The organism is Thermococcus cleftensis (genome assembly GCF_000265525.1).
GTDB classification, from domain to species: domain Archaea; phylum Methanobacteriota_B; class Thermococci; order Thermococcales; family Thermococcaceae; genus Thermococcus; species Thermococcus cleftensis.
Genome location: NC_018015.1, coordinates 1,771,911 through 1,794,505 on the forward strand (window position 1 = coordinate 1,771,911; position 22,595 = coordinate 1,794,505).

General features: G+C 54.8%; 26 protein-coding genes. 13 read left to right on the forward strand and 13 right to left on the reverse strand.

Annotated features, from left to right (window positions below; translation table 11 throughout):
- Positions 1-25 precede the first annotated feature (25 nt).
- Together CL1_RS09555 and CL1_RS09560 are read right to left on the reverse strand one after the other, a co-directional pair.
- On the reverse strand, positions 26-1,408 hold the full coding sequence (locus tag CL1_RS09555; protein WP_014789679.1) for a hypothetical protein: 1,383 nt from the start codon (positions 1,406-1,408) through the stop codon (positions 26-28).
- A 149-nt stretch (positions 1,409-1,557) separates the two neighbouring features.
- Complete coding sequence (locus CL1_RS09560) at positions 1,558-2,175, reverse strand: GNAT family N-acetyltransferase (RefSeq protein WP_014789680.1); 618 nt, start codon at positions 2,173-2,175, stop codon at positions 1,558-1,560.
- 292 nt (positions 2,176-2,467) lie between these two features.
- Between CL1_RS09560 and CL1_RS09570 the strand changes: the two genes are divergently transcribed.
- The 6 genes from CL1_RS09570 to CL1_RS09595 all read left to right on the forward strand — a co-directional run bounded on the left by CL1_RS09570 (position 2,468) and on the right by CL1_RS09595 (position 6,479).
- Positions 2,468-2,713 (forward strand): hypothetical protein, encoded by a 246-nt coding sequence (locus CL1_RS09570; protein ID WP_048152248.1) that lies wholly within the window; start codon positions 2,468-2,470, stop codon positions 2,711-2,713.
- 207 nt (positions 2,714-2,920) lie between these two features.
- Positions 2,921-3,565 carry a helix-turn-helix domain-containing protein gene (locus tag CL1_RS09575; protein WP_014789682.1) on the forward strand — a complete coding sequence of 215 codons (645 nt, stop codon included), beginning with the start codon at positions 2,921-2,923 and terminating at the stop codon, positions 3,563-3,565.
- 61 nt (positions 3,566-3,626) lie between these two features.
- On the forward strand, positions 3,627-4,478 hold the full coding sequence (locus CL1_RS09580; RefSeq protein WP_014789683.1) for an ABC transporter ATP-binding protein: 852 nt from the start codon (positions 3,627-3,629) through the stop codon (positions 4,476-4,478).
- Positions 4,475-5,176 carry a fluoroquinolone export ABC transporter permease subunit gene (locus CL1_RS09585; RefSeq protein ID WP_014789684.1) on the forward strand — a complete coding sequence of 234 codons (702 nt, stop codon included), beginning with the start codon at positions 4,475-4,477 and terminating at the stop codon, positions 5,174-5,176. The genes CL1_RS09580 and CL1_RS09585 overlap by 4 nt, the downstream gene beginning before the upstream one ends.
- A complete protein-coding gene (locus CL1_RS09590) occupies positions 5,173-5,877 on the forward strand; it encodes an ABC transporter permease (RefSeq protein ID WP_014789685.1) in 705 nt (234 codons plus the stop codon). Before CL1_RS09585 ends, CL1_RS09590 begins: the two co-directional genes overlap by 4 nt.
- A complete protein-coding gene (locus CL1_RS09595) occupies positions 5,874-6,479 on the forward strand; it encodes a hypothetical protein (RefSeq protein ID WP_148267307.1) in 606 nt (201 codons plus the stop codon). Before CL1_RS09590 ends, CL1_RS09595 begins: the two co-directional genes overlap by 4 nt.
- 109 nt (positions 6,480-6,588) lie before the next feature.
- Here the strand turns inward: CL1_RS09595 and CL1_RS09600 are convergent, their stop codons facing one another.
- From CL1_RS09600 to CL1_RS09640, 10 genes are all read right to left on the reverse strand, one after another.
- Positions 6,589-8,181 (reverse strand): hypothetical protein, encoded by a 1,593-nt coding sequence (locus CL1_RS09600; protein WP_237266246.1) that lies wholly within the window; start codon positions 8,179-8,181, stop codon positions 6,589-6,591.
- A gap of 169 nt (positions 8,182-8,350) precedes the next feature.
- Positions 8,351-8,998, reverse strand: a complete 648-nt coding sequence (locus CL1_RS09605; protein WP_014789688.1) for a peroxiredoxin — start codon at positions 8,996-8,998, stop codon at positions 8,351-8,353.
- Between the two features lie 224 nt (positions 8,999-9,222).
- Entirely contained in the window at positions 9,223-11,133 is a 1,911-nt protein-coding gene (locus CL1_RS09610) for a molybdopterin-dependent oxidoreductase (protein WP_014789689.1), read from the reverse strand.
- Between the two features lie 5 nt (positions 11,134-11,138).
- Positions 11,139-11,708 (reverse strand): DNA replication complex subunit Gins51, encoded by a 570-nt coding sequence (locus tag CL1_RS09615; RefSeq protein ID WP_014789690.1) that lies wholly within the window; start codon positions 11,706-11,708, stop codon positions 11,139-11,141.
- A gap of 29 nt (positions 11,709-11,737) precedes the next feature.
- A complete protein-coding gene (locus CL1_RS09620; protein ID WP_014789691.1) occupies positions 11,738-12,487 on the reverse strand; it encodes a DNA polymerase sliding clamp in 750 nt (249 codons plus the stop codon).
- A gap of 2 nt (positions 12,488-12,489) precedes the next feature.
- Entirely contained in the window at positions 12,490-12,660 is a 171-nt protein-coding gene (locus CL1_RS10785; protein WP_014789692.1) for a hypothetical protein, read from the reverse strand.
- On the reverse strand, positions 12,657-12,989 hold the full coding sequence (locus tag CL1_RS09625; protein ID WP_014789693.1) for a transcription factor S: 333 nt from the start codon (positions 12,987-12,989) through the stop codon (positions 12,657-12,659). Before CL1_RS09625 ends, CL1_RS10785 begins: the two co-directional genes overlap by 4 nt.
- 60 nt (positions 12,990-13,049) lie before the next feature.
- A complete protein-coding gene (locus tag CL1_RS09630) occupies positions 13,050-13,487 on the reverse strand; it encodes an immunoglobulin-like domain-containing protein (protein WP_014789694.1) in 438 nt (145 codons plus the stop codon).
- A gap of 84 nt (positions 13,488-13,571) precedes the next feature.
- The gene (gene glyA / locus CL1_RS09635) at positions 13,572-14,861 is read right to left on the reverse strand and encodes a serine hydroxymethyltransferase (RefSeq protein ID WP_014789695.1); all 1,290 of its coding nucleotides are present in this window, start codon (positions 14,859-14,861) and stop codon (positions 13,572-13,574) included.
- Positions 14,862-14,990: 129 nt separating this feature from the next.
- Positions 14,991-16,187, reverse strand: a complete 1,197-nt coding sequence (locus CL1_RS09640; RefSeq protein WP_014789696.1) for an aromatic amino acid transport family protein — start codon at positions 16,185-16,187, stop codon at positions 14,991-14,993.
- A gap of 146 nt (positions 16,188-16,333) precedes the next feature.
- Between CL1_RS09640 and cobB the strand changes: the two genes are divergently transcribed.
- Genes cobB through CL1_RS09670 form a run of 6 tightly spaced genes read left to right on the forward strand, consistent with a single transcriptional unit; the run spans position 16,334 to position 19,879 of the window.
- Positions 16,334-17,089 (forward strand): NAD-dependent protein deacetylase, encoded by a 756-nt coding sequence (cobB, locus tag CL1_RS09645; protein WP_014789697.1) that lies wholly within the window; start codon positions 16,334-16,336, stop codon positions 17,087-17,089.
- On the forward strand, positions 17,086-17,496 hold the full coding sequence (locus tag CL1_RS09650; protein ID WP_014789698.1) for a DUF3783 domain-containing protein: 411 nt from the start codon (positions 17,086-17,088) through the stop codon (positions 17,494-17,496). Before cobB ends, CL1_RS09650 begins: the two co-directional genes overlap by 4 nt.
- Before the next feature lie 34 nt (positions 17,497-17,530).
- The gene (locus tag CL1_RS09655) at positions 17,531-18,259 is read left to right on the forward strand and encodes a TIGR02253 family HAD-type hydrolase (protein WP_014789699.1); all 729 of its coding nucleotides are present in this window, start codon (positions 17,531-17,533) and stop codon (positions 18,257-18,259) included.
- Positions 18,216-18,797, forward strand: coding sequence for an ASCH domain-containing protein (locus tag CL1_RS09660; RefSeq protein WP_014789700.1), 582 nt, complete (start codon positions 18,216-18,218; stop codon positions 18,795-18,797). Before CL1_RS09655 ends, CL1_RS09660 begins: the two co-directional genes overlap by 44 nt.
- A gap of 48 nt (positions 18,798-18,845) precedes the next feature.
- Positions 18,846-19,421: a phosphatase PAP2 family protein gene (locus tag CL1_RS09665; protein WP_014789701.1), complete on the forward strand. Its 576-nt coding sequence runs from the start codon at positions 18,846-18,848 to the stop codon at positions 19,419-19,421.
- A complete protein-coding gene (locus tag CL1_RS09670; RefSeq protein ID WP_014789702.1) occupies positions 19,418-19,879 on the forward strand; it encodes a COG2426 family protein in 462 nt (153 codons plus the stop codon). The genes CL1_RS09665 and CL1_RS09670 overlap by 4 nt, the downstream gene beginning before the upstream one ends.
- 8 nt (positions 19,880-19,887) lie before the next feature.
- Here CL1_RS09670 and CL1_RS09675 read toward each other — a convergent pair whose 3' ends face one another.
- Positions 19,888-21,168 (reverse strand): MFS transporter, encoded by a 1,281-nt coding sequence (locus tag CL1_RS09675; RefSeq protein WP_014789703.1) that lies wholly within the window; start codon positions 21,166-21,168, stop codon positions 19,888-19,890.
- A gap of 206 nt (positions 21,169-21,374) precedes the next feature.
- Between CL1_RS09675 and CL1_RS09680 the strand changes: the two genes are divergently transcribed.
- Positions 21,375-22,565 (forward strand): MFS transporter, encoded by a 1,191-nt coding sequence (locus CL1_RS09680; protein ID WP_014789704.1) that lies wholly within the window; start codon positions 21,375-21,377, stop codon positions 22,563-22,565.
- Positions 22,566-22,595 lie beyond the last annotated feature (30 nt).

The following is a 22,595-nucleotide window of genomic DNA, read 5'->3' on the forward strand; positions in this document are numbered from 1 at the left end:
GAAATGAAGAGGCAAAAATTGGGATTTAGTCGTCTGTCTTCCTTTCGTTCGTGGAACTTGGGCACACGTTTCCAAAGCACGGGGGCATAGAATCCGTGCCGTCATCAATGGTGGTAAAGTACATCGCCAGCTCAACGTTGTCCTTGGTGAGTTCGATGTCCCTTTTTAATACCGTCGCATAATACAGCTGGTTTGGGGGGGCGTTCATGACTCTAATTCCGTACGTCACAACGGACTGGGATGTATTGGAGTAACTAAACGTTATCGAGAGTGCACCGGCGCCTGGAAGTTTGCTCCACAGCCAGCTGGCGGCAGAGCCGCCTAACGGAACAGAGTAGAACTTATGGTTGGAACTACCTCGGAATTCAAAAACTATGTTGTCGTACGTGCCATAACTGGTAGTTCTGAGGACTTTTACTTTTGATCCTGTATTAACTGTAGGGAAGTGTGAACTCAGAAGGTAGTCGGTAAGGATCTTATTCCTGTTCAAGTCTCGTTCTGTTACCTCATGAAAGCCGCTCATCGTGACCTCAATAGGATACACTCCAGCTATTGGAATACTTGCGTACTGTTTTCTCCATTTGTCATAGACAGGAATGTTATATATCGCAACTACGTACTTCAGCGGAAGGTTGAGGTATCTATCGAGGTAGCCATTCTCAGTCCGTACATCGGGTTCAGGAGCGTAGCTGACTTTCAATGTTGAACCGGAGTATGATGAGCCGAAATCGAGAACGGGAATTCCATCAACGCTGAGGCTCCACACGGCTCTCGTTGAGGTTGTTAGCTGTATTCCCCACGATGCTCCAATTCTTTCAATTTTCTTGCCCCCTTCCGTCCGGACTTTAAGTCCCATAAACGGGACCCACTCAACGAAGGTCCTTGAGTCGGCGTAGTAAGAGCCCTTCAGGTACTCCCAGTTTTCGATGATGCAGTACCTGGCGTTCAGTTCCTCGTATCCCCGCGGACATGAGGAAGTTCCAAGCAGCGAGCGAACCTTGTACCGTATCCTGGCAGTCAGTGGAAGGTCAAGATCCGGCCGCCCCGATGGCCCGGCAACGTCCTCAATCGAAAACATTCCCTCCAGAACCAGCTTCCTGCCCGGGACGATGCTCTTAACGCCAACCTTCCCGTCCTTCGTGAAGTACACGATCAGCGGGGTGGGGACTGAATGCAGGTTGTTGGTATTCAATCTTTCCCAGGCCCTGTTTTCGCTCCTGAACGTGAGGATACCGGCGATGCGGCCCTGCTTTAGAAGCTTAACGTCCCCGTGGGTGGAGGGCTGAAAGATGAAGGCCTTCGCGCTTCCCTGAACTGGAACCTGCTCCACGCTCAGGAACTCTGAAGCGGCCGTCCCAATGGTGGCCATTATCACTATTACAATTAGTGATATGGCCATAATTCTCATTCGCATGGCATCACCTTACTGAACATTGTCATCAAGTGTAGGATTGGCATGCCCATAAATGTTACTACTATAAAAGGAGTCAAAGATCGCCGTCTTTAGTCAGAAACACTCGGTCGTAATGTCTTGAACAATAACGGTTATCCACGTCTCTACTCTATTTTCTCCAGTGGTTTTGTCATCCTGTAGAACCTGTACCTCCTCCCTCCGAGCTCGATGGAGTGCTCTCTCTCAACGGAGTAGCCGAGCCGTTTGTATATCCTTATCGCGTTCTCGTTGTCCTTTTCAACGTCCAGTGCGACTCTCCTCGCCCCGCTTTGTCCGGCGAGTTCTTCGGCCTTCAGCATGAGGGCCTTTCCGATGCCCTTTCCCCTGAATTCCGGGTAAACGGCGACGTTGCTGATGTAATAGTCCCCTTTCTCAAGCTTTCCTGAACCGGAAGCGGCGCTTATGAAAGCTGGAAGCTGCCTTAAAAAGTCGAAGCCGAGGGCTTTCAGCATCAGCCAGCCGGTTCTCTTTTCCTCCCTTTCCTTGGCCTTCCAGTCGTAGCCCAGGAGCATTCCAGCTATTCGGTGCTCATAGACCGCAAAAATCACGTGCTCGTGGCTGAAGAGGTTTTCTTTTTCGAGGAAAAGTGCCCTGAAGAGCTCCTTGAACTTTCTTCCGAGCAAATCGGGAAAATACTCGGGGGCGGACATTTCCATGAGCTCTGAGAAGTGTTCCGCCTCTTCGGGTGTCCCCCTGGCTGGCTCAACAACGACGTCACCCATTTTTCTCACTCCAATATGGCAGGTTCTTTCCATTGGGTAAAAACCTTATCGGTCGGAAACGTCCCGTCGAAACTCGATGGTCCGGGTTGTTGGACGATCCTCGCTTGGACTTGTTACATTTCCAAGCATTATCCGGGAGAGTTTTCCATTTTGGGAATAAGAAGTCTATTAACGTTTCACGCTTGGACTGGCTCAGGTGAATGCCGTGACTGAGGAAAAAACCCATAAAAAACACCCCCATGAAGGGCACTCCCCCCATAACGGGGGACATTCTCATGCAAAGCACCATGAAATGATGATGGAGGACTTCAAGAGGAGGTTCACAGTTTCTGCGATACTCACCGTTCCGATACTTCTCCTCTCGCCGCTGATACAGAACTTCTTCGGCTTTGAGCTGACTTTTCCGGGCGACCACTACGTCCTGTTTGCGCTCTCAGCGGTGGTGTACTTCTACGGCGGCTGGCCTTTCCTCAAGGGGATGGCTGACGAGCTGAGGAAGAGACGCTCAACCTGGAGTTGTCCATTAGGAGGTAGATAAGCTTCAGGTCGAGGGCATCGAGTTTCATGGATTTTCACCACTTTCACTAGGCAGTCAAACTATAAAAGTCCTCTGTTTCTGACGGATGCTTGTAACAACTTGCTGGCATGATTGCGGCTATTGAAACCATTCGCAACTAGATGTTGGTGGTTGTCCGGATCTTTGTTCCTCCGATAAATCAATAAGGGGAATAGTCGTTCTAGTGTCATGAAGCGCCTGAAGATCGCGATACCCTACGACGGGGATCTCTTTGCCGGTCTTGAGTGGCTCCTCGAAGCGATAGAGTGGGCCTACGGGGACACTTACTTCACCATAGACACCGATGTCATCAAGCTGGTGGAAGTCAAGTTCCGGGAATCCCCTGAGAAGGTCATCGAGCGGTTGCGGGCGCTCCACCAGGTGAGGGACGTCAGGGCCTTTCCCAGGAATGGTATGCACCTGCTCTACATCCGCGCCTCCCTTGAACCCCAGAGGGAGCAGGCGGAAAGGCTCTTCGAGCTTCAGAAGAAAGGCCTCGTCATTTTTGAGAGCGGAACCTTCGTTGGGGACGAGAGCATTCTTTCGGTTCTCTGCGAGGAAGAGCTCCTTGGGGAAGTGGTGAGAACATTTCGTGAAGCCTACGGTGCGAGGGTGATCAGCGTTGAGGAGGCGGAACCGGAGAGCAGTCCCCTCTCAAAGCTGACGAAAAGGCAGGCCGAGGTTCTCCTCCTGGCTTACAAGAGCGGCTACTTCGACGAGCCCCGGAAGGTCACTTTGCGGGAGCTGGCGGAGATGCTGAACCTCAGCCCCTCAACGGTGAAGGAGCACCTGAGGAAGGGGCTTAAGAGGCTCCTCGACGAGACCCTCAAATAACCGCACATGTGCGGGGTTACCTATAACTACCTGAACTTCCAGTTAACCAATAGGTGAAACCATGCCCGTCATAGAGGTTGAGAACGTTAGGAAGTACTACGGAGAAGTTAGGGGCGTTGATGGTCTGAGCTTCTCCGTCGAGAGGGGTGAAATCTACGGGTTCCTTGGTCCTAACGGGGCTGGGAAGACCACGACCGTCAAAATTCTGGTGAAAATCCTGAGGGACTATGAAGGGACCGTCAAAATCCTTGGAAGGAACCTCCGCGAATGGGGGAAGGAGTACTACAACAGAATCGGCGTCTCCTTCGAGTTTCCTGCCGTTTACTCACGTCTCACTGCCCTCGAAAACCTTGAGTTCTTTGCGAGCTTTTACAGAAAGCACCTCGACCCCCTGGAGGTTCTCAAGGTTGTCGGGCTTGAAAACGAGGCAGATAAACTCGTCTCCGGCTTTTCCAAGGGAATGAAGAAGAAGCTCGATCTGGCGAGGGCTCTGCTCCCGGATCCGGAAATCCTCTTCCTCGATGAACCCTTAGAGGGTCTCGACCCGGCGAGCGCAAGGAGGATAAAAGACCTGCTCCTTGAGATGCGTGAAAGCGGGAAGACCGTCTTCCTGACCACCCACAACATGTACGTCGCCGATGAGCTCTGCGACAGGGTTGCGTTCATTGTGGACGGAAAGATAGTCCTCGTTGGAAATCCGGGCGAGCTGAAGGTGAGGATGGGTAAGCGCCTGATCAAGATCGAGTATGTGGCCAGCGGTGATGTGAGGACCGCCGAGTTCCCGCTTGAGAACCTTGGAGGAAACGAGGAGTTCCTGAGAATCCTGCGGGAGCATGAGATAAGGCGCATAAACACTGAAGAACCGACACTCGAGGACATCTTCCTGAAGGTCACGGGGAGGAGGCTCGTATGATAAGTCAGCTGGTGAGGCTCGACCTGAAGGTTGGAACGAGGGGCTACGTCTATCCGATATACCTGCTCATGGCTTTAGCTTATGGCCTTATGGTGATGGTGTTTCCAGAGGGGTACCGCTCAACCGTCGTTCCCCTTTTCCTGCTCCTTGAGCCCGGGATGGTCGGCTTCACCTTCGTCGGTACGGCCATCTTCGCGGAGAAGAAAGACGGAACGATAGGCGCTCTGGCGGTTACACCGCTCGACTGGAGGAGCTACGTTTTAGCAAAGACACTCCTCATGGCGCTGGTTTCCCTCCTCGCGGGGGCGCTTATATTTGTCCTTGGAACCCGCTCCCTTGACGGGCTGCCCTACGTCTTGGCCGGCACGTTGCTGGTTTCAGCCGTTTATACCCTCCTAGGAATCGCGGTCTCCGCCAAATACCGCGACCTGGACGACTATTTCGTCCCCCTCCTCGGGGTCATGGCCCTTTCCCTTCTCCCCTTCGCCCACTACCACGGCTATTTAACGGGCGAGATATGGAAGGTTCTCTATGCCGTCCCCAGTTATCCTGCCATCTACTTCTTCAGCGCCCCCTTCGGAGGGGTTTCGGCGGAAAACCTTCTGTGGTCGGCGCTTGGTCTGATGGTATGGGGTATCGTGGTGTATTACCTCGCAAGGGTTCGCTTTTACAGGTACGCAGTGGAGGGGTTGAGATGAGCTTTGTGCGAAAATTCGCTGCCATATACAGGACCGACCTCAAACTGCTCCGCAGGGACCCCATGCTACTATACAGCGTGGGGATGACTTTGGTGCTCCTCTTCATCGTCCGCTATTTCAAGGATCGCATGGGCGAGCTTTACTACGGGATAGCTCTCTTCGTGCTGATATTCATACCCATGATATTCGGCATGATTCCCGGCTTCATGATGGCCGACGAGAAGGAGGAGAAGACGGTACAGGCACTGCGGGTGATTCCCATATCGAGCGAGGCGTTCCTTGTTTACAGGCTCACGTGGGCTTCGCTGGTGACCGTAGCCTTTACGGTGATAGCGCCTCATGTTCTCGACATGGAGATTCCCTGGAAGGGAGTTCTGGCTCTAGCCGTTCTCTTCCTGCTGGAGGTCTGGATCTATGGACTGCTGATAACCATCTTCGCCGAATCCAGAATGCAGGCTATCACAGTCTCCAAGATTCTCGGCTGGCTCCTGATCCTTCCGGTGGCGGTAAAGCTCGTTGTCCTCTGGAGGGATCTCTCAACGGACTGGAGCAAGCTCACGGCGTTTTTGCCGACGTACTGGACGTACAGGGTCTTCGAGGGCATAGCCCTAAACGACTGCAGCGATTTCCCGATGGCGGTGCTCGTGCATCTGGCCTGGCTGGTCCCGCTGGTGGTACTCTTCCGGAGGAGGGTGCTTTGAGACCCAGGGAGCGTTCATCTTCACGTGTTTACTTCGGTTTTGATTTAAACAGCCAGCAAAACTGCTGCTGGAATAACAGAATACTACGGGAAAGTCATATAAAGAGAACACTACCAAAGGTTAGACTGGGGAACTCCCAGAGCATTGTTGTTATCGATCAGCGCTGGGGGAGGGGTATGCAGACATTTAAGAGAAAAATTATCGAACTTCTGATTCTCACTATCTTTTTTTCAGGCCTGATCACACTTGTCTATTCCCAGGAACCAAAGCAATGTCCCTCTAATGGCACGTGGATAGATCCGCACGGTTTTACAACAACGTGCAACGTTCCCGACTGTTATGAAGCAATGGGAAGAATCAGCAAATGGATTTCATTAACTTTGATGGTGTTGATCGCTTATCTCGCGGGGCTTGGGGCAAGGAGCGGACTCAATGCGAACAAAGCACTGTTTCGGATCGGGATATACCTGACTTTCATAAGTGTCGTATTTGCATCGGAACTTTCAAAGGTGCCTGAAGGGAGCTGTCTGACATTGAAGCCGGTGGCCTACGCAATGGCGATGACGGGTTCCTTCCTTGTGGTTTGGTTCCGTGGAGCGTAAGAAGAGAAACGAATTGGGAGGAAGAAGCTCACTCGAGCTTCTTGTGGCAGAACCACTTTTGTAAGAAGCATTTTGAACATTATGGGGGAAAAGGAGAAATAAATGGGAATCATTGTCTTCCCAAATTGTTGGAAGTTGGACATATTCCTGTTCTTGGATCGCATGGGGGCAAGCTTCCGTTGCTGTGGATATAGATGTCTCCGTACATACCCGCCAGACTGTAGTCGTTACCGTTGTATTGGAACTTAACTTTACTTGAATAGAACGTTCCGTCCACGTACTGGTTCTTATACTCCTCTTTTAGCTGCAAGTCAAGGTGGATCAGCGAGAACTGTGTACTGTCCGTATTGAACCCCACTCCTATTGCCATCACAAAGGGTGCAATTTCAAGATTGTTGTAGCTGAGAGTTCCAAGTGCCACCGCTGATGCCGAGAAGAGGGGAACTGTATCGGTTGAGGACACAAAATTTATGTCGGATCTGACTAATCCTCCCTGACCCTTTTCGTAAGTTGATGGTTCCCAGTACTCATGGACAAACCACATTGTTTTTCTTATTACACCACCATACTGACTCGACCAGCCGCTCTCTACGAATCCTTGGAGAGTCATATCTCCTTCGTCTGGCTTTCCAAGAATTACATATGCAACGTCATCAAGCTTTTGGTAAACAAGACCGTCCCACCAGTAGAGTCTGTATTTTGCCAGTATGACAGTGCCTCTAATTCCCGCTCCTATCACAGAGGGGCTGTCAATTCTTGATCCCCAGATCCGGACGTATGATTCGGGAATATTCAGGTATCTTGTGTTAGTCGTGTGTGAGAACCCTATTATCTCCGCTTCCATGGAAGAAGCACTACCTCCCCTTTCTACAGCGGCAGCGGCAGAAAAGACAAGTTCTAGACTTTGAGTAGTTTTTTGTTTGTACGTTGCTGTAATAGTGACCGCGTTTATCGCATTGGTATCTCCAGTAACTTGGAACGCGGCGAGTGGTATGACCGTGTTAGACTTTGAGACTAGGACCTGCTCTAATTTCCATACAAGGCAGACCTGGTAGCAGGATCCCGTCCATGGATCGCACTTCCAGTAGCACTGGTCATGGTCAAAGTTTGGTGGCCAGTTTTCGGTGGTTGCTGGAATGTCCTTGCTCTTAATCTTTTGAGGTTTTATGGATTTGAGCTTATCCTCTATCCGGGCTCTGTTGTAAAGGGTTTTGGAGCTTCCTCTGGGTAGTTTTACCTGAATGCTCCTCTTGTCGAGCACTTTTTTCACATTGATTGGTACCGCTTTTATAAAGTATCTCACGTTATCGTTTTCATCTCTGAGGGTACCCACAAGTAGCAGAGAAGGAGATACCGCGCCGGGCTCAAGCTTGGCGTCCTTCAGGTGGGAGGCCCAGAGTTTCATTGCTTTGGTGAGCTGGCCGTAGTTTATTCTTATCTTATCCTGCCCTGAGAAGATCCCGAGCTCCATCAGAGAGCCGTTGGGGAGCAAAAGGGACGCTGTAACTATTCCATATCCTTTCTCTGGAAGCCCAATCTCAAGGCTGGGGCCGAATATGAAGCTCCGCTTGTATTCAACTTTTGCTCCAAGATACTCCCTGGAGTCTATGGGGATGTTGTACACTGCTGCCCCGGAGACAGCACCTCCCAATAGTAGAACTATGGACAGCAATACGAAAAGTTTTTTCATGACACCGCTCAAATATCTCTATTGACAGAAGTTTTTATAAATTTTTCATGTTGTGCCGAACTAAAATTGTTTCAGTTTAAATGGCATAACCTTTATTAATTGTAAACAGCTACAAAGACACATTTAAACGTGACGGAATAGAATCCAAAACAGAGAACAGAAAACGAAGGGCAAAAGCCCTTCAAATCTTCTTGTGGCAGAACCACCAGTCGTAGCACTCGATCTCGCCCTTGGCCTTGGCCTCTTCCCTGGCCTTGATCTCCTCAACGCTGGCCGCGGGCGGGACGATGGCGCGGTCGCCGATGAGCTCGTTGTTGGGCCACTTGTGCGGCAGGGCGACGCCCTTCTCGTCGCTGGTCTTGAGGGCCTTGACGAGCCTGAGTATCTCGTCCCAGTCCCTCCCGACCTCGGCCGGGTAGTAGACGATGGCCCTTATGACGCCCTTGTCGTCGACGACGAAGACGGCCCTCGCTGTAATGGTGGCGCCGCTCGGGATCATGCCGAGGGCCTCGGCGAGGTCACCGCGGTCGTCCGCTATGACCGGGAAGGTTATCTCCTCTCCGAGGTTCTCCTTGATCCACTCCATCCACTTGAGGTGGCTGAAGACCTGATCAACGCTCAGCCCGATGGGCTCGACGCCGAGCTTCCTGAACTCCTCAACGCGCTTCTGCATCGCGTAGAACTCGGTCGTGCAGACCGGGGTGAAGTCAGCCGGGTGGCTGAAGAGTATGAACCACTTGCCCTTCTCGGCGAAGTAGTCCGGGAGCTTTATCACTCCGTGGGTGGTCTTGACCTCGACCTCTGGGAACTTTTCTCCTATGACGACCATCTTACATCACCTCTTCCTTTTTGTGTGTCGTCTTCACTATAAACCTCATCGGTTCGAATATATAAACCTTTCGGTTCGTCTAACGGGCAATTTTTTGTCGAATATCCATACAGCTTAAGAGGCCCGCGTTAGGACTGCAAAGAATGCCCTTCATTGGTTGTCACTCTGAAAAACAGACCTAACAGCATTTGTCAAAAATCTCGAAGAAAAAATCTATTTTTGCCTCAAACCTTCCTGACATCGACCCAGGTTGAATGATACGCCGAGCCGTTTCCGTACTTTTCTACGGTGTCATCGGCCGTCAGGAAATTGGCGTTCCAGCCGAGAAGCTTTACCCAGAATGCTTTGTAGAGCAGGACCACCTTTGGTGGAACGTCCCCGCTGAGCCTTGCCGTCGTTTTTATCCTGCCGTGGTCGTTGAAGACCTCGACAGTGTCACCGTCGCCTATTCCCCTCTCCTTTGCGTCGGCCGGGTTGATGTAGAGGTTCGGGTCAATCATGTTGTAGGTGTTGTGGTACTGGCTCGTTATCGTCATTCGGTAGGTTGGCGTGAGAAGCCTGAGCGGATACTTTCCTTCGAACTTCCTGTACTCGGGGAAGGGGTTTAAGCCCCTCTCCATCGCTCTCCGGGAGTAGAACTCGATCTTCCCGCTCGGCGTTTCCCACTTCCTCGGCCTCTCTGGAACTTTGACGAAACCCTTAGCCGTAAGCTCCTCCCAGCTCAGGCCGTTAATTTCGAGGACTTTTCTAACGACCTCCTCGTCGCTCTCGTAGAGGCATGGATTTTCAATCCCCAGGGCTCTCGCGAGGAGTCTCGTCACCTCGCTGTTACTCTTCCCGTGAAGCCTCGCAACCGGTTCATTTAGGGCCACGTGGCGGTGGTAGTAGCTGTCCACTATGTCAAGGCGCTCGAAGAATGTGTTTGCCGGCAGCACCACGTCCGAGTAGAGGGCGGTATCTGTGAGAAAGATGTCGTGCGTGACCACGAAGATGTCATTCTCCCTCAAGGCCCTTCTCAGCCTGTTCTGGTTCGGCAGGCTTGCGAGGGGGTTGGAGTTGTAGACGTAGAGGAACTTAATCTCTCCCCGCTCGATGTACTCGGCCAGCTTCATCTGGGGGATTCTCCTGGCGGGCTTCGTTCTGAGGAATTTTCCTTCAGCGTAGCTTTTGTCTATCGTCTTCATGTCGTAGATGAAGCCAAAGCGGTGCCCTACCAGCGCGGGGAGAATCGAAATCGCCCTCACGGCCTCTCCTCCAGCCAGGGAGCGCTGGAAGCCGTAGCCGATGTGAATTACGCCCCTCTTCTCGGCAAATTCCCTCGCGAAGGTCTCGATCGTTTCAACGTCCAGTCCCGTTTCTCTGCTTACATAATCAAGCGATAGTGTTTTTACATAATCATTGAATTCTTTAAAGCCGTAAACGTTCTCGCGGACGAAGGCTTTGTCGTAAAGCCCCTCCTCGATGATGACCTTCGCAACCGCGAGGGCAAAGAGAACATCGGTGTCTGGCTTTATTTGATAAAACCTGTGTGAGCGCCTGGCGGTTTCGGTTCTCACAACATCGACCGTCCAGATTTCAAGTCCGTGCCGCTTCGCCAGCATGAAGCCGTGCAGGTTCGTCCAGAAGGCGTTTATCCCCCAGTAAACGATTAGCCTCTGGTTTTTGAGTTCCTCCGGGTCGAGCCCAACGGCGGTTCCATAGACGTCCTTAAGTGCTTCTTGCCCAGCTCTATCGCAGATTCCATAGTCGAGTGTCGAGGCGTTCAGGTAGTGGAAGAGCCTGAGCGGGAAGGCGTAGTTAACAACGCCCCTATCGCCAGCGTACTGGTAAACGAGAACGCTCTCGCTTCCGTGTTCACTTATGGTCTCCCTTAACTTTTCCGCCACCAGTTTTATGGCTTCCTCCCAGCCAACCTCTCTAAACTCTCCGCTCCCGCGCTCCCCGGTTCTGATGAGCGGAACTTTGAGCCTGTCCCCAGCGTGGAACCATTTGGGGAGAAGCGCGCCCTTGGGGCAGAGGAAGCCGGCCGTTACGGGGTGCTCCGGATTGCCCCTAACCTTGAGCCTTCCGTCCTTAAGCTCGCTCACCATCGAACAGGTGTCGTAGCAGTCCCGCATGCAGGCGGAGAAGGGCATCTTCATCACGGGGCGATTTTTATCCTCTCTGCCGCGTCCCTCTCGACGAGAACCCTGCCGATGCTCCTGGGGAGCACCACCAGGTCGCCGGCCTTGAAGGGACCGTGCTCCCGCATCTCGGGGTCGAGTATTCTGGGCAGGTCGAGCTTGATGATGTAGGCCTCACCTGGAACCCTCTTCTGCGGAAGCTCACGCTCCGCCGTCTCAACTGGGACCTCTGCCTGCTCCTCTGGAACCTCCCCCGGCACCTCCTCGCGCTCGACGAAGGCCCTGAGAACCGCGAACACCTTCCGCTCTTCGGACGTCAGTTCACCCGGAACGCCCTCGACGGCCAGATCAACGATTTTATGGAGCCTGATTTTGATGATCTCGCGCATCAGCTCCTCGGCGATTTTGAGCTGGGCCAAGTAAAGCTTCTCCTCTATGTCTTCACCTCTCTCCCTGGAGCTCTCGGCGCTTAGCTTGAGGGCCTTTATCAGGCTGTCGAACTCGCGGTAGAACTCCTCGTCCAGCTCCGTGAGGTCCGGAGATGAAAGCTCGGCCTCCAGCAGTTCCCTGAGCTTGACGATGTCCATGCCACCACCTCAGAGAAAAGGAAAAGAAATCACTCCTCGACGCGCGGAGCGAGGAGGAATATCAGCCTGCCCTCGTCCCTTATTGGGTACTCCATCTGGAGGGGCATCTCGTTGCCGAAGCGGATTATCACCTCGTCTGCCTTGCCGATGCCCTTAATCATGTCGGCCAGGTAGCTGATTCCGTAGGCGCTCCTGGTTTCCTCCTCAACCTCAAGGTCGAGCAGGCCTTCGTCCTCAAGGGTGAGCTTAATCTCGACCTCGTTGGTTTCGCCTTCGGCCTTCATAACGAACTCGTTCTCGGTGGCTATGAACTTCATGGCATCGCTGACGAGGGAAGCGTCCTTGACGGCCTCCTTGAGAACCTCTCCGAGGACGACGACCTTGGCGGTGAAGGGAAGCTCCGGAAGGTCGAGCTCGAGCTCCTCAACCTCGATAAGCGGGAGCTTGAAGGTTCTCTTTGCCGTTCCCTCGAAGGTAATCTCAAGGAAGTTCTCGTCGCCCTTTCTGAGAATGAGCGTGTCCTTGTTCTTGCCACGCTTGAGTATCTTCTTGAAGTGGTCCATGTTGATTCCTATAGTTTCCTCTTCCTCCACCTCGTACTTGGAGAAGATGCTCTCCGGGAGATTTAGGTCGATGAGAACGACCCTGCTCGGGTCCATCGCGCGCATGCTTATACCTTCCTCGGTTATCTTGAAAGCCGCCTCGTCGATGAGGTTGCTCGCGGTGGCTATGAGATCGGCAAAGTCCTTGGCACCGTCAAAAACTATCTCGAACGGCATCTTTACCCCTCCTTTAATATGTTGAGCATCAGCCTAACCCTCTCTTTTCCGCGGAATAAATAAGCTTTTCCGTTGTCGGTGTCGGGTATCCTTCTGTAGGCCTCCTCAAGTTCCTTCAGGGCCTTTTCCGCGAGCTTCCTGAGGGTCTCACGCTCAAGCTCCTTCCCGCTCACTCGTAGGCCCTCCAGACGTGGCCGCACTTGGTGCACTTGTAGAATATCGTGCTCGGCTCGTCCCCGGCCCTCGTCTGCATCTCCCACCAGTAGGCCGTGTCATTGCCGCACTTCGGGCAGGTGACCTTGGTCGTCGGCAGGGTCTTGACGTCCTGCTCGACCACTATGATTCCCTCGTCGGGTTTGTGCTCGACCTTCTGGGTTATTCTGGTCTTCTCCCGGTCCTTCTGCTCGTCAAAGGGTTCCTCGTGGCCACACGAGCGGCAGACCCAGACCTTCCTCTTCCTGTCAGGGAGCATTAAGTTGCCGCACTTCGGACAGAACTTCATCTTTCTCCCCCCTTTAGCCGGGGGTTGGGTATGTGGGAGGAGAATAAAAAGTTTTGCCAGTCAGCCGGAGACGACGTCGAACTCAGCCCCGGCCTTGACGGTCACGTTTTCCAATATGACCGTCTTGACTACCCTGTAATGACCCGGTTCGAGGCCCAGGTCCGAGAGCTTGACCCGCTGCTCCCACTTCTCTCCGGGCTTTATCACGACCGCCACTTCGATGAACATCAAATCGACCGGGACTTCCTTCCACTCGCCGTTCTCCAGGCGGTAGAGGCTGATGGGGTAGCTCGTGGTGGCGTTAGTGTTGGCGTTGTTGATGACCGTGAGGGTCATCACGTCGCTGGGGGTGTAGCTGCTCTTGTCGAGCTTCAGAACGATTCCTTCACCGTTCGGGAGATTTCGCGCTCCATCACTCCCGCTTTCACCGCTCGAGGCTATGTAGTACCCGAGGGGAATCAGTAGGACTACCAGCAGGACCGGGAGAACCTTCCTCACACGGCATCACCTGGAAAAGGTACGCTGAGGAGCTTTTAACGGTTGCCAACGCTTCAAGCGGAGTTGAAGTGAGAAAAGAAAAGATCACTCCCTGAGCGGGAGCCCGTAGTCGAAGGAGTAGTAGACCTTCTGGAAGTTCTGCCTGAAGTAGAAGACGTCGCGCTCGACCTTCTTCGGATCTTCCCTGTCGATGAGGACGCGGCGAATGAACCTGGCAATCTCTTTCATGTCGTCCTCCATCATTCCAACGCGGGTCATCTCCTGGACGCCTATGCGCAGGCCGCTCGGCTTCTCGACCTTCTCAAGCGGGTCCCAGGGCAGGAGGTTCTTGTTGAGGATTATGCCGGCCTCCTCAAGGAGTGGCGCCGCCCAGCCCCCAGCGGCCTCGTGGAGGTCGCTGACGTCAACGATGACCTGGTGGCTCTCGGTGTAGCCCTTGTCCTCACCGATGACCTTGAAGCCCTCCTCTGCCAGAGCCTCGGCCAGGGCCTTGGCGTTCTTGACGACCTGGGCCGCGTACTTCTCACCGTACTCTAGCATCTCGGCCGCGGTGAGGGTCTTTCCGGCCATGTGGTGGAGGTGGTGGTTGCTAAGCACTCCCGGGAAGATGGCCCACTGGAGCTTGGCTATCTCCTCGGTCTCTCCAAAGCGCTTGTAGATTATGACACCGCCCTGTGGTCCCGGGAAGGTCTTGTGGGTGGAGGCGGTGATTATGTCAGCGCCCTCGCGGAGCGGGTCCTGGAACTGCTTGCCGGCTATAAGTCCAAGAACGTGGGCACCGTCGTACATGACGTAGGCGCCGACCTCCTTCGCAACCGGCGCGAGCTCCTTGACCGGGTGCGGGAACGGGAAGAGCGAGCCGCCGAAGACGACTATCTTGGGCTCGAGCTCGCGTATGAGCTTCTCGGCCTTGTCAACGTCGATGTTGAACTCCTCGTTGTCGAAGGGCCAGGTGTGGACCTCAAGGCCGCGCATTCCGGCGGCACCGAAGGGCATGTGGCTTATATGGCCTCCATGGCTGGTGTGAAGAACTATTGCCTTGTCTCCCGGCTGGGTGAGGCCGAAGAAGACCGCCTGGTTGGCGTTGGTTCCGGAAATCGGCCTGAGGTCGGCGAAGTCACTCTGGAAGAGCTTGGTGAAGAGCTCAACACCAATCAGCTCGACCTCGTCAATGTACTTGCACCCCTGGTAGTAGCGGGCCTTCGGCCAGCCCTCGGCGTACTTGTGCATGAAGCCGCTCGCGACTGCCCTGGTGACGGTCGGGGAAGTTACGTTCTCGCTCGCGATGAGGTTTATCGTGTGGCTCCTCCAGTTCTCGTGCTCCTCAATAAAGTTCAAAACCCTGTCGCGGTATGCCCTGTATCCTTCAGCCATGGGAAACACCTCGATGGGGATTTGAGCGCTGGAAATATAAATCTTACCGCATTTGTTCACGTGTACAGAAATGGGCAGCACAGTGACGGAGCGGGAACGGTGGTGGACCCTTTTGAAAAAGGGGAGGGCTCAGCGGCGGAGCTTCGCCGCGAGCCACATCAGTATCGGCAGCACTATGAACGCCAGCATGTCGCCGGTGTCCCCTGCAAAAGCTAAAACGTCGGCGAAGTTCCTGACGCCGGCGAAGTAAACCAGGGCCGGGGGAACGACGGTCAGGGCCCACGCCACGGGCTTCCTCAGCTTCACGAACTCCTCGGTGTTGCTCTGCTGTGCGAGGGCTATGCCGATGTAGCTCGTGGTTATCGCGAGGAGCGGTATGAGGTTTCCGATCACCCTCCCGAGGTGACCGTAGAGCAGCTCAAGCCCCTGGGTCGCTATCTCCGGGGTTTCCCTCCCGAAGACCAGCAGGAACGCCGCCATGAAGACCGCGTATATCGCGGTTGAAATCAGGAAGGCCAGCACGAGCACCTTCTTCGTTTCCTCGTAGCTCCCCAGCCCCTTGTAGACGTCCGGAATTATCGTGTGGCAGCCGAGGGCGAAGATGGCGACGCCCGTTATGCTGAGCAGTCCCCCGAGGTCTGTGTAGAGGCCGTTCTCAAGCTCGGCGTGGGGAACGAGCATCAGGGTGACCCCTATGAAGAGGGCGAGCATGATGTAGCTCATTATCAGCTCCGTCCTTCCGCTCGCCTCGAGGCCGCGGTAGACAACGAAGGAAGCGAGGACCCAGAACACCGCCGCGCCGATGGTGTCGCTGACTCCAAAGAGGCTCGCGAAGACACTCCCCATTCCCGCTATGTAAGCTAAAATCGCCCCGAAGCTCATTATGAAGATGCTCAAGTACATCAGCCAACCGCCGGCCTTTCCAAGGGTTCTCTGGGCTATCGTGCTCATCTGGGCCCCGTTCATCTCGGCACTGAACCTTAACACTATGAAGGCCGTCGCTAGCATGAGGAGCATGACGCCGGTCAGCACGCCGAGGGCCGGGACGAGGCCGACCTTGCTGGCGGCGTAGGGGAGGCCAAGAACGCCGGCACCTATCTGCGTCCCGACCAGTATTGCCAGGGCTTCGTTCTTTGAGATTCTGGCCTTCTCGACCCTTATCGTTGTCGTTCTCAGCGCGACCGCGCACTTCCTCTTCCTCATGAGCTGTATGAGCGCGGCCTTTCTGCGGAGCTTTTTCCTCCTCGCCAGGGCCTGCCTCTCGGCGTAGTAGCGGCCGTGTGATGTGGTGACCTTTTTACGCGGAACCCCATCGCTCACGGGCATTTTTTCCTCACCGCTCAATGTTCCGATGAATACAATTTAAACCCTCGCACGAAAATGTGAAGGTAATTTCAAAGATTATTCGGCCGGCAACGCAAGGCACCAAAGCCCTGGGCAGGATTTTTAAGGAGCGCCGAGTAGATTCAACCATGATAGAGGAGGCGGCAAAACTTCTCGCCCGTTCGAGGTTCGCCATAGCCTTCACCGGGGCCGGAATAAGCGCGGAAAGCGGGGTGCCGACCTTCAGAGGCTTCAACGGGCTATGGAAAAAGCATCGCCCGGAGGAGCTGGCAACGCCAGAGGCCTTTGAGAAGGACCCTCACCTCGTCTGGGAGCTCTACAGGTGGAGAATGAACCTGATAAGGAAAGCCAGACCGAACAGCGCCCACCACGCCTTAGCGGAGCTTGAGGAGATGGGGATTCTGAAGGCCGTCATCACCCAGAACGTCGATGACCTCCACCGGGAGGCCGGAACCAAAAACCTCATCGAGCTCCACGGCAACATATTCCGCGTTAGGTGCACCTCCTGCTCCTACCGCGAGAACCTGAAGGAGAGTGGAAGACTGGAGGAGTTCCTGGCCGAGAAGGAACTCCCGAGATGCCCGCGCTGCGGCTCTCTCCTGAGGCCCGACGTCGTGTGGTTCAATGAACCGCTCCCAAGAAAGGCGCTTGACGAAGCTTTCAAGCTCGCGGAGAGGGCTGATCTTGTTCTCGTCATAGGGACGAGCGGGGTGGTTTACCCTGCCGCCTACGTTCCTCAGATAGTCAAGGAGACAGGGGGGAAGGTCATCGAAATTAACCCAGAGGAGAGCGGCATAACGCCGATTGCAGACGTCTTCCTGCGCTGTCCTGCCGGACAGGCTATGGAAAAGCTCATGCCAAGGATAAAGGAGCTGGTAAGATGAAGGGGAAGGTACTTTTGGTGGGCTTCGGCCCTGATGAAGCCGGCCTGCTGAGAGATTCCCTTCCTGTTCCGGTCTTTGAGGTTCCCGAGTACTGCCGGGACTGGGTGGTGGGTGAGATAGTTGAAAAGGCCGAGAAGCTGAGCGGCTCCTGCTACTGGCACCTCATGAGGTTCCTCATAATGCACGGCCTCGACAACGAAACGCTGAAGGAGGTAATCCGATCCGTTAAGTCCCTCAACCTAGGGAGGGTCATCTTCGCCACCACGACGGAAACCTCGCTCACCTGGAAGCTGGAGGACCTGCTCAACGAGCTTTTGGCTGAGGACGAGTACTTCAGGGCCATGAGGTGGGCCAGGAGGGAGGCCAGGGGGAGGAAAGGGCCTTTCCTCGACTTGGAGAAGGGTTAAATAGTGCCCCCTCCAATCACAGGGGGGTGAGGGAATGATAAGGGTCGTGTTCTTCGACCTGGACGACACGCTCGTGGACACGAGCAGACTGGCGGAGATGGCGAGGCGGAACGCGATAGAGAACATGATACGCCACGGTCTTCCCGTTGATTTCGACACGGCTTACGGCGAGCTCCTCGAGCTGATAAGCGAGTACGGGAGCAACTTTAACAGGCACTTCGACTACCTCCTCAGGCGCCTCGACCTTCCCAGCAACCCCAAGTGGGTAGCCGCTGGAGTAATAGCCTACCACAACACCAAGTTCGCCTACCTGCGGACTGTGAAGGGCGTCAGGAGGGTTCTGCTGGAGCTTCAGAAGTCTGGCTACAGGCTGGGCATAATAACCGACGGCGACCCCATAAAGCAGTGGGAAAAGATCCTCCGCCTCGAGCTCGATGCCTACTTCGACGAGGTGTTCATATCCGACTACCTCGGCGTCAAGAAGCCCCACAGAAAGATATTCGAGAAGGCCCTGAAGAAGATGGGAGTCGAACCCGATGAGGCCGTGATGGTCGGCGACAGGCTCTACTCCGACATCTACGGGGCGAAGCAGGTGGGAATGAACACAGTCTGGTTCCGCTACGGGAAGCGCGCTGATAAGGAGCTTGAGTACATCGACTACGCGGACTTTACCATCGACAGCCTCGAGGAAGTGCCCAGAATAGTGAGGGGACTGAGCGATGAGGGGGAAGAGCGTTCAGATTCGGAAGTTCATGCTGATTGACAGCTCATACAAGTCGAGGATCCTCCGCGGCGACAAGGTGACCACGATACGCTACGGCGACTACGAGGCGAAGCCGGGGAGCGAGATCTACCTCGTGATAACGCCGAGCGACACCGCCATAGCCAAGGTGAGGATAACGAAGGTCGAGAAAAAGAAAGTTAAGGAACTCACCAATGAAGATGCCAAGCTCGACGGCTTCTCCGATGTCAGGGAACTCGTCAGGGAGCTGAACAAAATCTACGGCGAGCTCCACGGCGACGACGAGGTCACTGTGATAGGCTTCGAGGTGGTCAAGCGCTTTGATGACGGGATTCCTCTGAAGTGGCTCAAGGGTCTCAACTACCGCGAGCCGGCTGAGATAGCGCGCCTTTACCTCGAAAACAGGGAAAAGCTCAACCTCAACCGCGAGACCGACTTCATAATGCGTCGCATCTACAACGAGGGCCTTGGAAGGGCCGTCAGGACCTTCGGGCCTAAGAGGGTTCAGGGAGCGCTCCTCAAGACCTACCACGCGCTCTACGCGGCGGGGGTAATCTGAGTCAGTGAGAGAAAAGCTTTTTTACGGCTTCATCTTTCTTTAAACGCTATGAAGGGGGTTAAGTTCGACGCCAGATTCACCGCGCTCACGGTAGGGGTCCTTGTCGTTCTGGTTCTCCAGGCGGCCGGTTTACTCTACGGAATCAACGAACGGGTCAACTCAAGTCTTCCCCTCATCGACACCCCCCTGATGAACTTTCTAACCGCCTTCGGAGGGGACCTCTTTCTCTTCTCCTTCGCCGCCCTCGTGCTCTATCTCGACTGGAGGGAGAAAGGGAGGCCCTCCCTGAAAACGGCCTCGTTTCTCTTGTCCATCGTTGTTGGCCTCGCCGCCGTTGGCGCTCTCAAGCTCGTCTTCGCCGAGCCGAGGCCCATCGCCTACGGCTCTGGCGTGGGAAGCTACGCCTTTCCCTCCGGCCACACCTTTAGAGCCGCGATCATAGCGGCCTACGGCTCGGATCGCTGGAGGAAGTACGCCCCCCTGTTCTGGGCCTATGCTGTCGGGATAGCCCTCACCAGGCTCCTCCTCCACGTCCACTGGTTGGGCGATGTTCTCTTCAGCCTGCTTTTCGCCCCCTGGCTCTACCTCCTGCTCAAATCACTCCTCGGAGGGAGGTTTGAATGAACGGTTTCCTTGAGGTCTTCCTGCTCTCGCTGATTCCAACCTTTGAGGGGCGCTATGCCATAGTCTATGGCATCGGCATGGGCTATCCCCCCTGGGAAACGCTTTTGGCCGCTTCCCTCGGCGTTCTGCTCCTCTCGCTTGTCCTTCCCGCTCTGCTCCCCTACATAGACAGGCTGATGCTCTGGCTTGAGGGAACCTTTCTCAGGAAAATCGCTCACCTCTACCTGTACTACGTCGAGCGGGTCAGGAAGAAGGCCCACCCCTACGTGGAGAAGTGGGGCTTCATCGGGCTGACGATTTTTGTTGCAATCCCGCTCCCCGGAACCGGCGTCTGGACCGGGGCTTTAGCTGCGTACCTGCTCGGGATAGAGAAGAGACAGACGGTTCCGGCGTTGATCCTCGGCGGGCTTTTGAGCATGGCGATAACGCTCCTCCCAGCGCTGGGGCTGTTTGGGTAAAAGGAAAGTCATGAAAGCTCCTTCCCCATGGTTTCCTCTCCCAGTGCCAGAACGTCGAGCGCCCCTGCTATTGCCATGGCCGCGATGATGAGAACCGCTATCGCCGCCCCGCTGGCTTCCATCACCTTCCCTGCCAGTATCGGGGCTATTCCGCCGCCCATCCTCGCCATCGCCCCGGCCCAGCCTGTTCCGGTGCCCCTGACGGCTGTTGGGTAAAGCTCCGGCGTGTAGGCGTATATCGCACCCCAAGCGCCGAGGTTGAAGAAGCTGAAGAGTATGGCGCTCGCTATTATCGCTGCCTCGTTGCCGGAGTTGGCCGCGAAGTAGAAGCCGACGCCGGCTATTCCTGAAAGCAGCAGGTAGTAGGATAGGGTTTTCTTCCTCCCAATCCGTTCGAGAAGGTAAGCGGCACTCCAGTAGCCGGGCAGCTGAGCTATCGCCGTGATGATGAAGTACTGGAAGCTCTTGAAGACTGTGATTCCAAGCGTAGCGGAGAGGAACTTCGGAAGCCATATGAAGAAGCCGTAGTAGGCGAATGCTATGCTGAACCAGGCTATCGTGAGCATGAGCGTAACTCTTCCGTACTTTCTCCAGAGGTCCCCGACCGAGATTCTCTTTCCTTCCTCTGGCCTCTCAAGTTTAACCTTCACCCCGAATATCTCCCTGATGGTCTCCTCGGCCTCTTTAACCCTTCCCTTGATGAGCAGGTAGCGGGGCGACTCCGGGAGGGTGAAGAGCAGGGGCAAGAGCAGTATTATCGCGCCGCCGAAGAGCAGTATGCTCCTCCAGTCGGCCCCGACGAGAATGGCCACGACGCCGATTATTATCGTGCCTATCGCCCAGAAGCTCTCCAAGATGGAGATCATGGCACCCCTTACCGACTTCGGCATGAACTCGGCGAAGTACGAGCTTGCAACCGGCAGGGAGCCGCCGAGACCGAGGCCAACGATGAAGCGCAGGGCTATAAGCTGATCCAGGTTTCCTGAGAAGGAGCTGACTATCGAGCCGATAGAGAAAGTGGCAACTGCAAGGGTAAGCGTCTTCTTCCGTCCAATCCTGTCCGCGAGGTAGCCGAAGAGCCACGCGCCGAAGAGCATGCCGAAGAGGGCCGCCGAGCCGAGGGAGCCGAGCTTCGCGAGGCTTCCCTGAAAGGCCGGGTCGTTCTTAAGCAGGGCGATGACGAAGCCCGCCGAGATGGTGTTCACCGCTATGAACGCCCAAACCGTCCCGAGGATAGCCAAAAGCGTGTAGTGGAACTTATTCAACCTGGAGTTCTCGATGACCTCCACTCCCAACCACCCGACTTCATTTGTATGAAGAAGTTTTTAAGCGTTTTCTCGGTTGTTCCGTCTTGTTACTCAGATTTGGGCAATCTCCCGGAGATTCTGGAAAGTAACGTGACTCTGTGTTCTCCGACGCCGGGTGTTATGCCCGTTGCGTCATTCAAAAACCTTAAATCTTCCCGACGGCCAACTTTCCATCCCCGGGTGGTGAAATGGAATGGCTTGGACGCTTTAAGCTCCTCTTCGCCCTGACCTACGCCGGATTTCTGGGCAACATAGCCGTTATATACTACCTTTCACGGGGCCTGAGCTACGGCGAGATAGGTCTCGCGACGGCCGTTGCCGGGCTAGGTTTCTTTCTGTTTGAGGTTCCAACGGGGGTTATCGGGGACAAGGTGAGCAGAAAAACAAGCGTGCTGATTGGTTTCATTATAATGCCGTTTTCAACGTCCCTCCTCCTCTTTCTGAGAAGCTTCTGGGTTCTCCTGCTCCATGAACTCCTAGGAACCCTCGGGGCGTCCTTTGTCAGCGGGAGCATTCAGGCGTGGCTCTTTGACAACCTCAGGGCGGAGGGCATGGAAGGTCAGTTCAGGGAGATATGGCGCTCAATCCAAAAGCTTGCCCTGATAGTCAGCTCTGCCACAACCGTTGCCGGGGGGTTCATAGCCCAGTTCTTTGGCTTCGAGGTGGCCATAGCCCTTACGGCCGTCCTTCAGGTGTTCCTGATTCCCCTCGCCTTTAGCATACCCGAGATGGGCTTTTCCAAACCCGAACTTTCCTACACCCTCCACCTTCTGAGCTCGTGGCGTGAACTCAGGAAGCCGGAAATCTCGTGGCTCATCGCCTACCTCCTCTCGGTCACGCTCGCCCTTGGGCAGTTCAGGAAGTTCTTCGAGCCCTACCTGGGAGACATCTTGGCAGCTTACCTTGGGACGACGATAATGGGGACCCTTGGAATACTCGGACTCGTCGAGGTGCTCGTTAGAACAGTCCCCCGGTACATGGGGATCGCCCTCCGCGGGAGGGCCGGCCGCATCCTTCACGGGCTTGCCCCCGTTGGCATACCCCTGGCAACCGTTCTCTCGGTCCTTTACCACAATCCCCTGATTATAGTCCTCCTTGGAGTTGCCGCATCGCTCCTTGCCTCTGCGTTTACCTTTAACTTCTCGGTCGAATTCCAGAAGAGGGTTTCGAGCGAGAAGAGGGCGACGGTGGTATCGCTGAGGAACATGGTTCTCGCCTTTGCAACTTCTGCGTTCTATGTGGTTTATGGCTTTGCAACGGACTCCCTCGGCCTTTCAAGGGCGAGACTTCTCTTCGCGCTGGGTTTTCTCGTTGTTGGAGGTTTGTTCAAGTTTCTGAGCGCCGGCCCCCTCAGGGGTTACCTGGGGTTTGAGGCATGACTCCAGCTTAACAGGTAAAAAAAGAGGCAT

What these genes read in the sequence shown, in the direction of transcription:
- CL1_RS09555 (WP_014789679.1), bottom strand. Translation starts at nt 1,408, where the DNA reads ATGAGAATTATGGCCATATCACTAATTGTAATAGTGATAATGGCCACC.
- CL1_RS09560 (WP_014789680.1), bottom strand. Translation starts at nt 2,175, where the DNA reads ATGGGTGACGTCGTTGTTGAGCCAGCCAGGGGGACACCCGAAGAGGCG.
- CL1_RS09570 (WP_048152248.1), top strand. Translation starts at nt 2,468, where the DNA reads ATGATGATGGAGGACTTCAAGAGGAGGTTCACAGTTTCTGCGATACTC.
- CL1_RS09575 (WP_014789682.1), top strand. Translation starts at nt 2,921, where the DNA reads ATGAAGCGCCTGAAGATCGCGATACCCTACGACGGGGATCTCTTTGCC.
- CL1_RS09580 (WP_014789683.1), top strand. Translation starts at nt 3,627, where the DNA reads ATGCCCGTCATAGAGGTTGAGAACGTTAGGAAGTACTACGGAGAAGTT.
- CL1_RS09585 (WP_014789684.1), top strand. Translation starts at nt 4,475, where the DNA reads ATGATAAGTCAGCTGGTGAGGCTCGACCTGAAGGTTGGAACGAGGGGC.
- CL1_RS09590 (WP_014789685.1), top strand. Translation starts at nt 5,173, where the DNA reads ATGAGCTTTGTGCGAAAATTCGCTGCCATATACAGGACCGACCTCAAA.
- CL1_RS09605 (WP_014789688.1), bottom strand. Translation starts at nt 8,998, where the DNA reads ATGGTCGTCATAGGAGAAAAGTTCCCAGAGGTCGAGGTCAAGACCACC.
- CL1_RS09610 (WP_014789689.1), bottom strand. Translation starts at nt 11,133, where the DNA reads ATGCCCTTCTCCGCCTGCATGCGGGACTGCTACGACACCTGTTCGATG.
- CL1_RS09615 (WP_014789690.1), bottom strand. Translation starts at nt 11,708, where the DNA reads ATGGACATCGTCAAGCTCAGGGAACTGCTGGAGGCCGAGCTTTCATCT.
- CL1_RS09620 (WP_014789691.1), bottom strand. Translation starts at nt 12,487, where the DNA reads ATGCCGTTCGAGATAGTTTTTGACGGTGCCAAGGACTTTGCCGATCTC.
- CL1_RS09625 (WP_014789693.1), bottom strand. Translation starts at nt 12,989, where the DNA reads ATGAAGTTCTGTCCGAAGTGCGGCAACTTAATGCTCCCTGACAGGAAG.
- glyA (WP_014789695.1), bottom strand. Translation starts at nt 14,861, where the DNA reads ATGGCTGAAGGATACAGGGCATACCGCGACAGGGTTTTGAACTTTATT.
- CL1_RS09640 (WP_014789696.1), bottom strand. Translation starts at nt 16,187, where the DNA reads ATGCCCGTGAGCGATGGGGTTCCGCGTAAAAAGGTCACCACATCACAC.
- cobB (WP_014789697.1), top strand. Translation starts at nt 16,334, where the DNA reads ATGATAGAGGAGGCGGCAAAACTTCTCGCCCGTTCGAGGTTCGCCATA.
- CL1_RS09650 (WP_014789698.1), top strand. Translation starts at nt 17,086, where the DNA reads ATGAAGGGGAAGGTACTTTTGGTGGGCTTCGGCCCTGATGAAGCCGGC.
- CL1_RS09655 (WP_014789699.1), top strand. Translation starts at nt 17,531, where the DNA reads ATGATAAGGGTCGTGTTCTTCGACCTGGACGACACGCTCGTGGACACG.
- CL1_RS09660 (WP_014789700.1), top strand. Translation starts at nt 18,216, where the DNA reads ATGAGGGGGAAGAGCGTTCAGATTCGGAAGTTCATGCTGATTGACAGC.
- CL1_RS09665 (WP_014789701.1), top strand. Translation starts at nt 18,846, where the DNA reads ATGAAGGGGGTTAAGTTCGACGCCAGATTCACCGCGCTCACGGTAGGG.
- CL1_RS09670 (WP_014789702.1), top strand. Translation starts at nt 19,418, where the DNA reads ATGAACGGTTTCCTTGAGGTCTTCCTGCTCTCGCTGATTCCAACCTTT.
- CL1_RS09680 (WP_014789704.1), top strand. Translation starts at nt 21,375, where the DNA reads ATGGAATGGCTTGGACGCTTTAAGCTCCTCTTCGCCCTGACCTACGCC.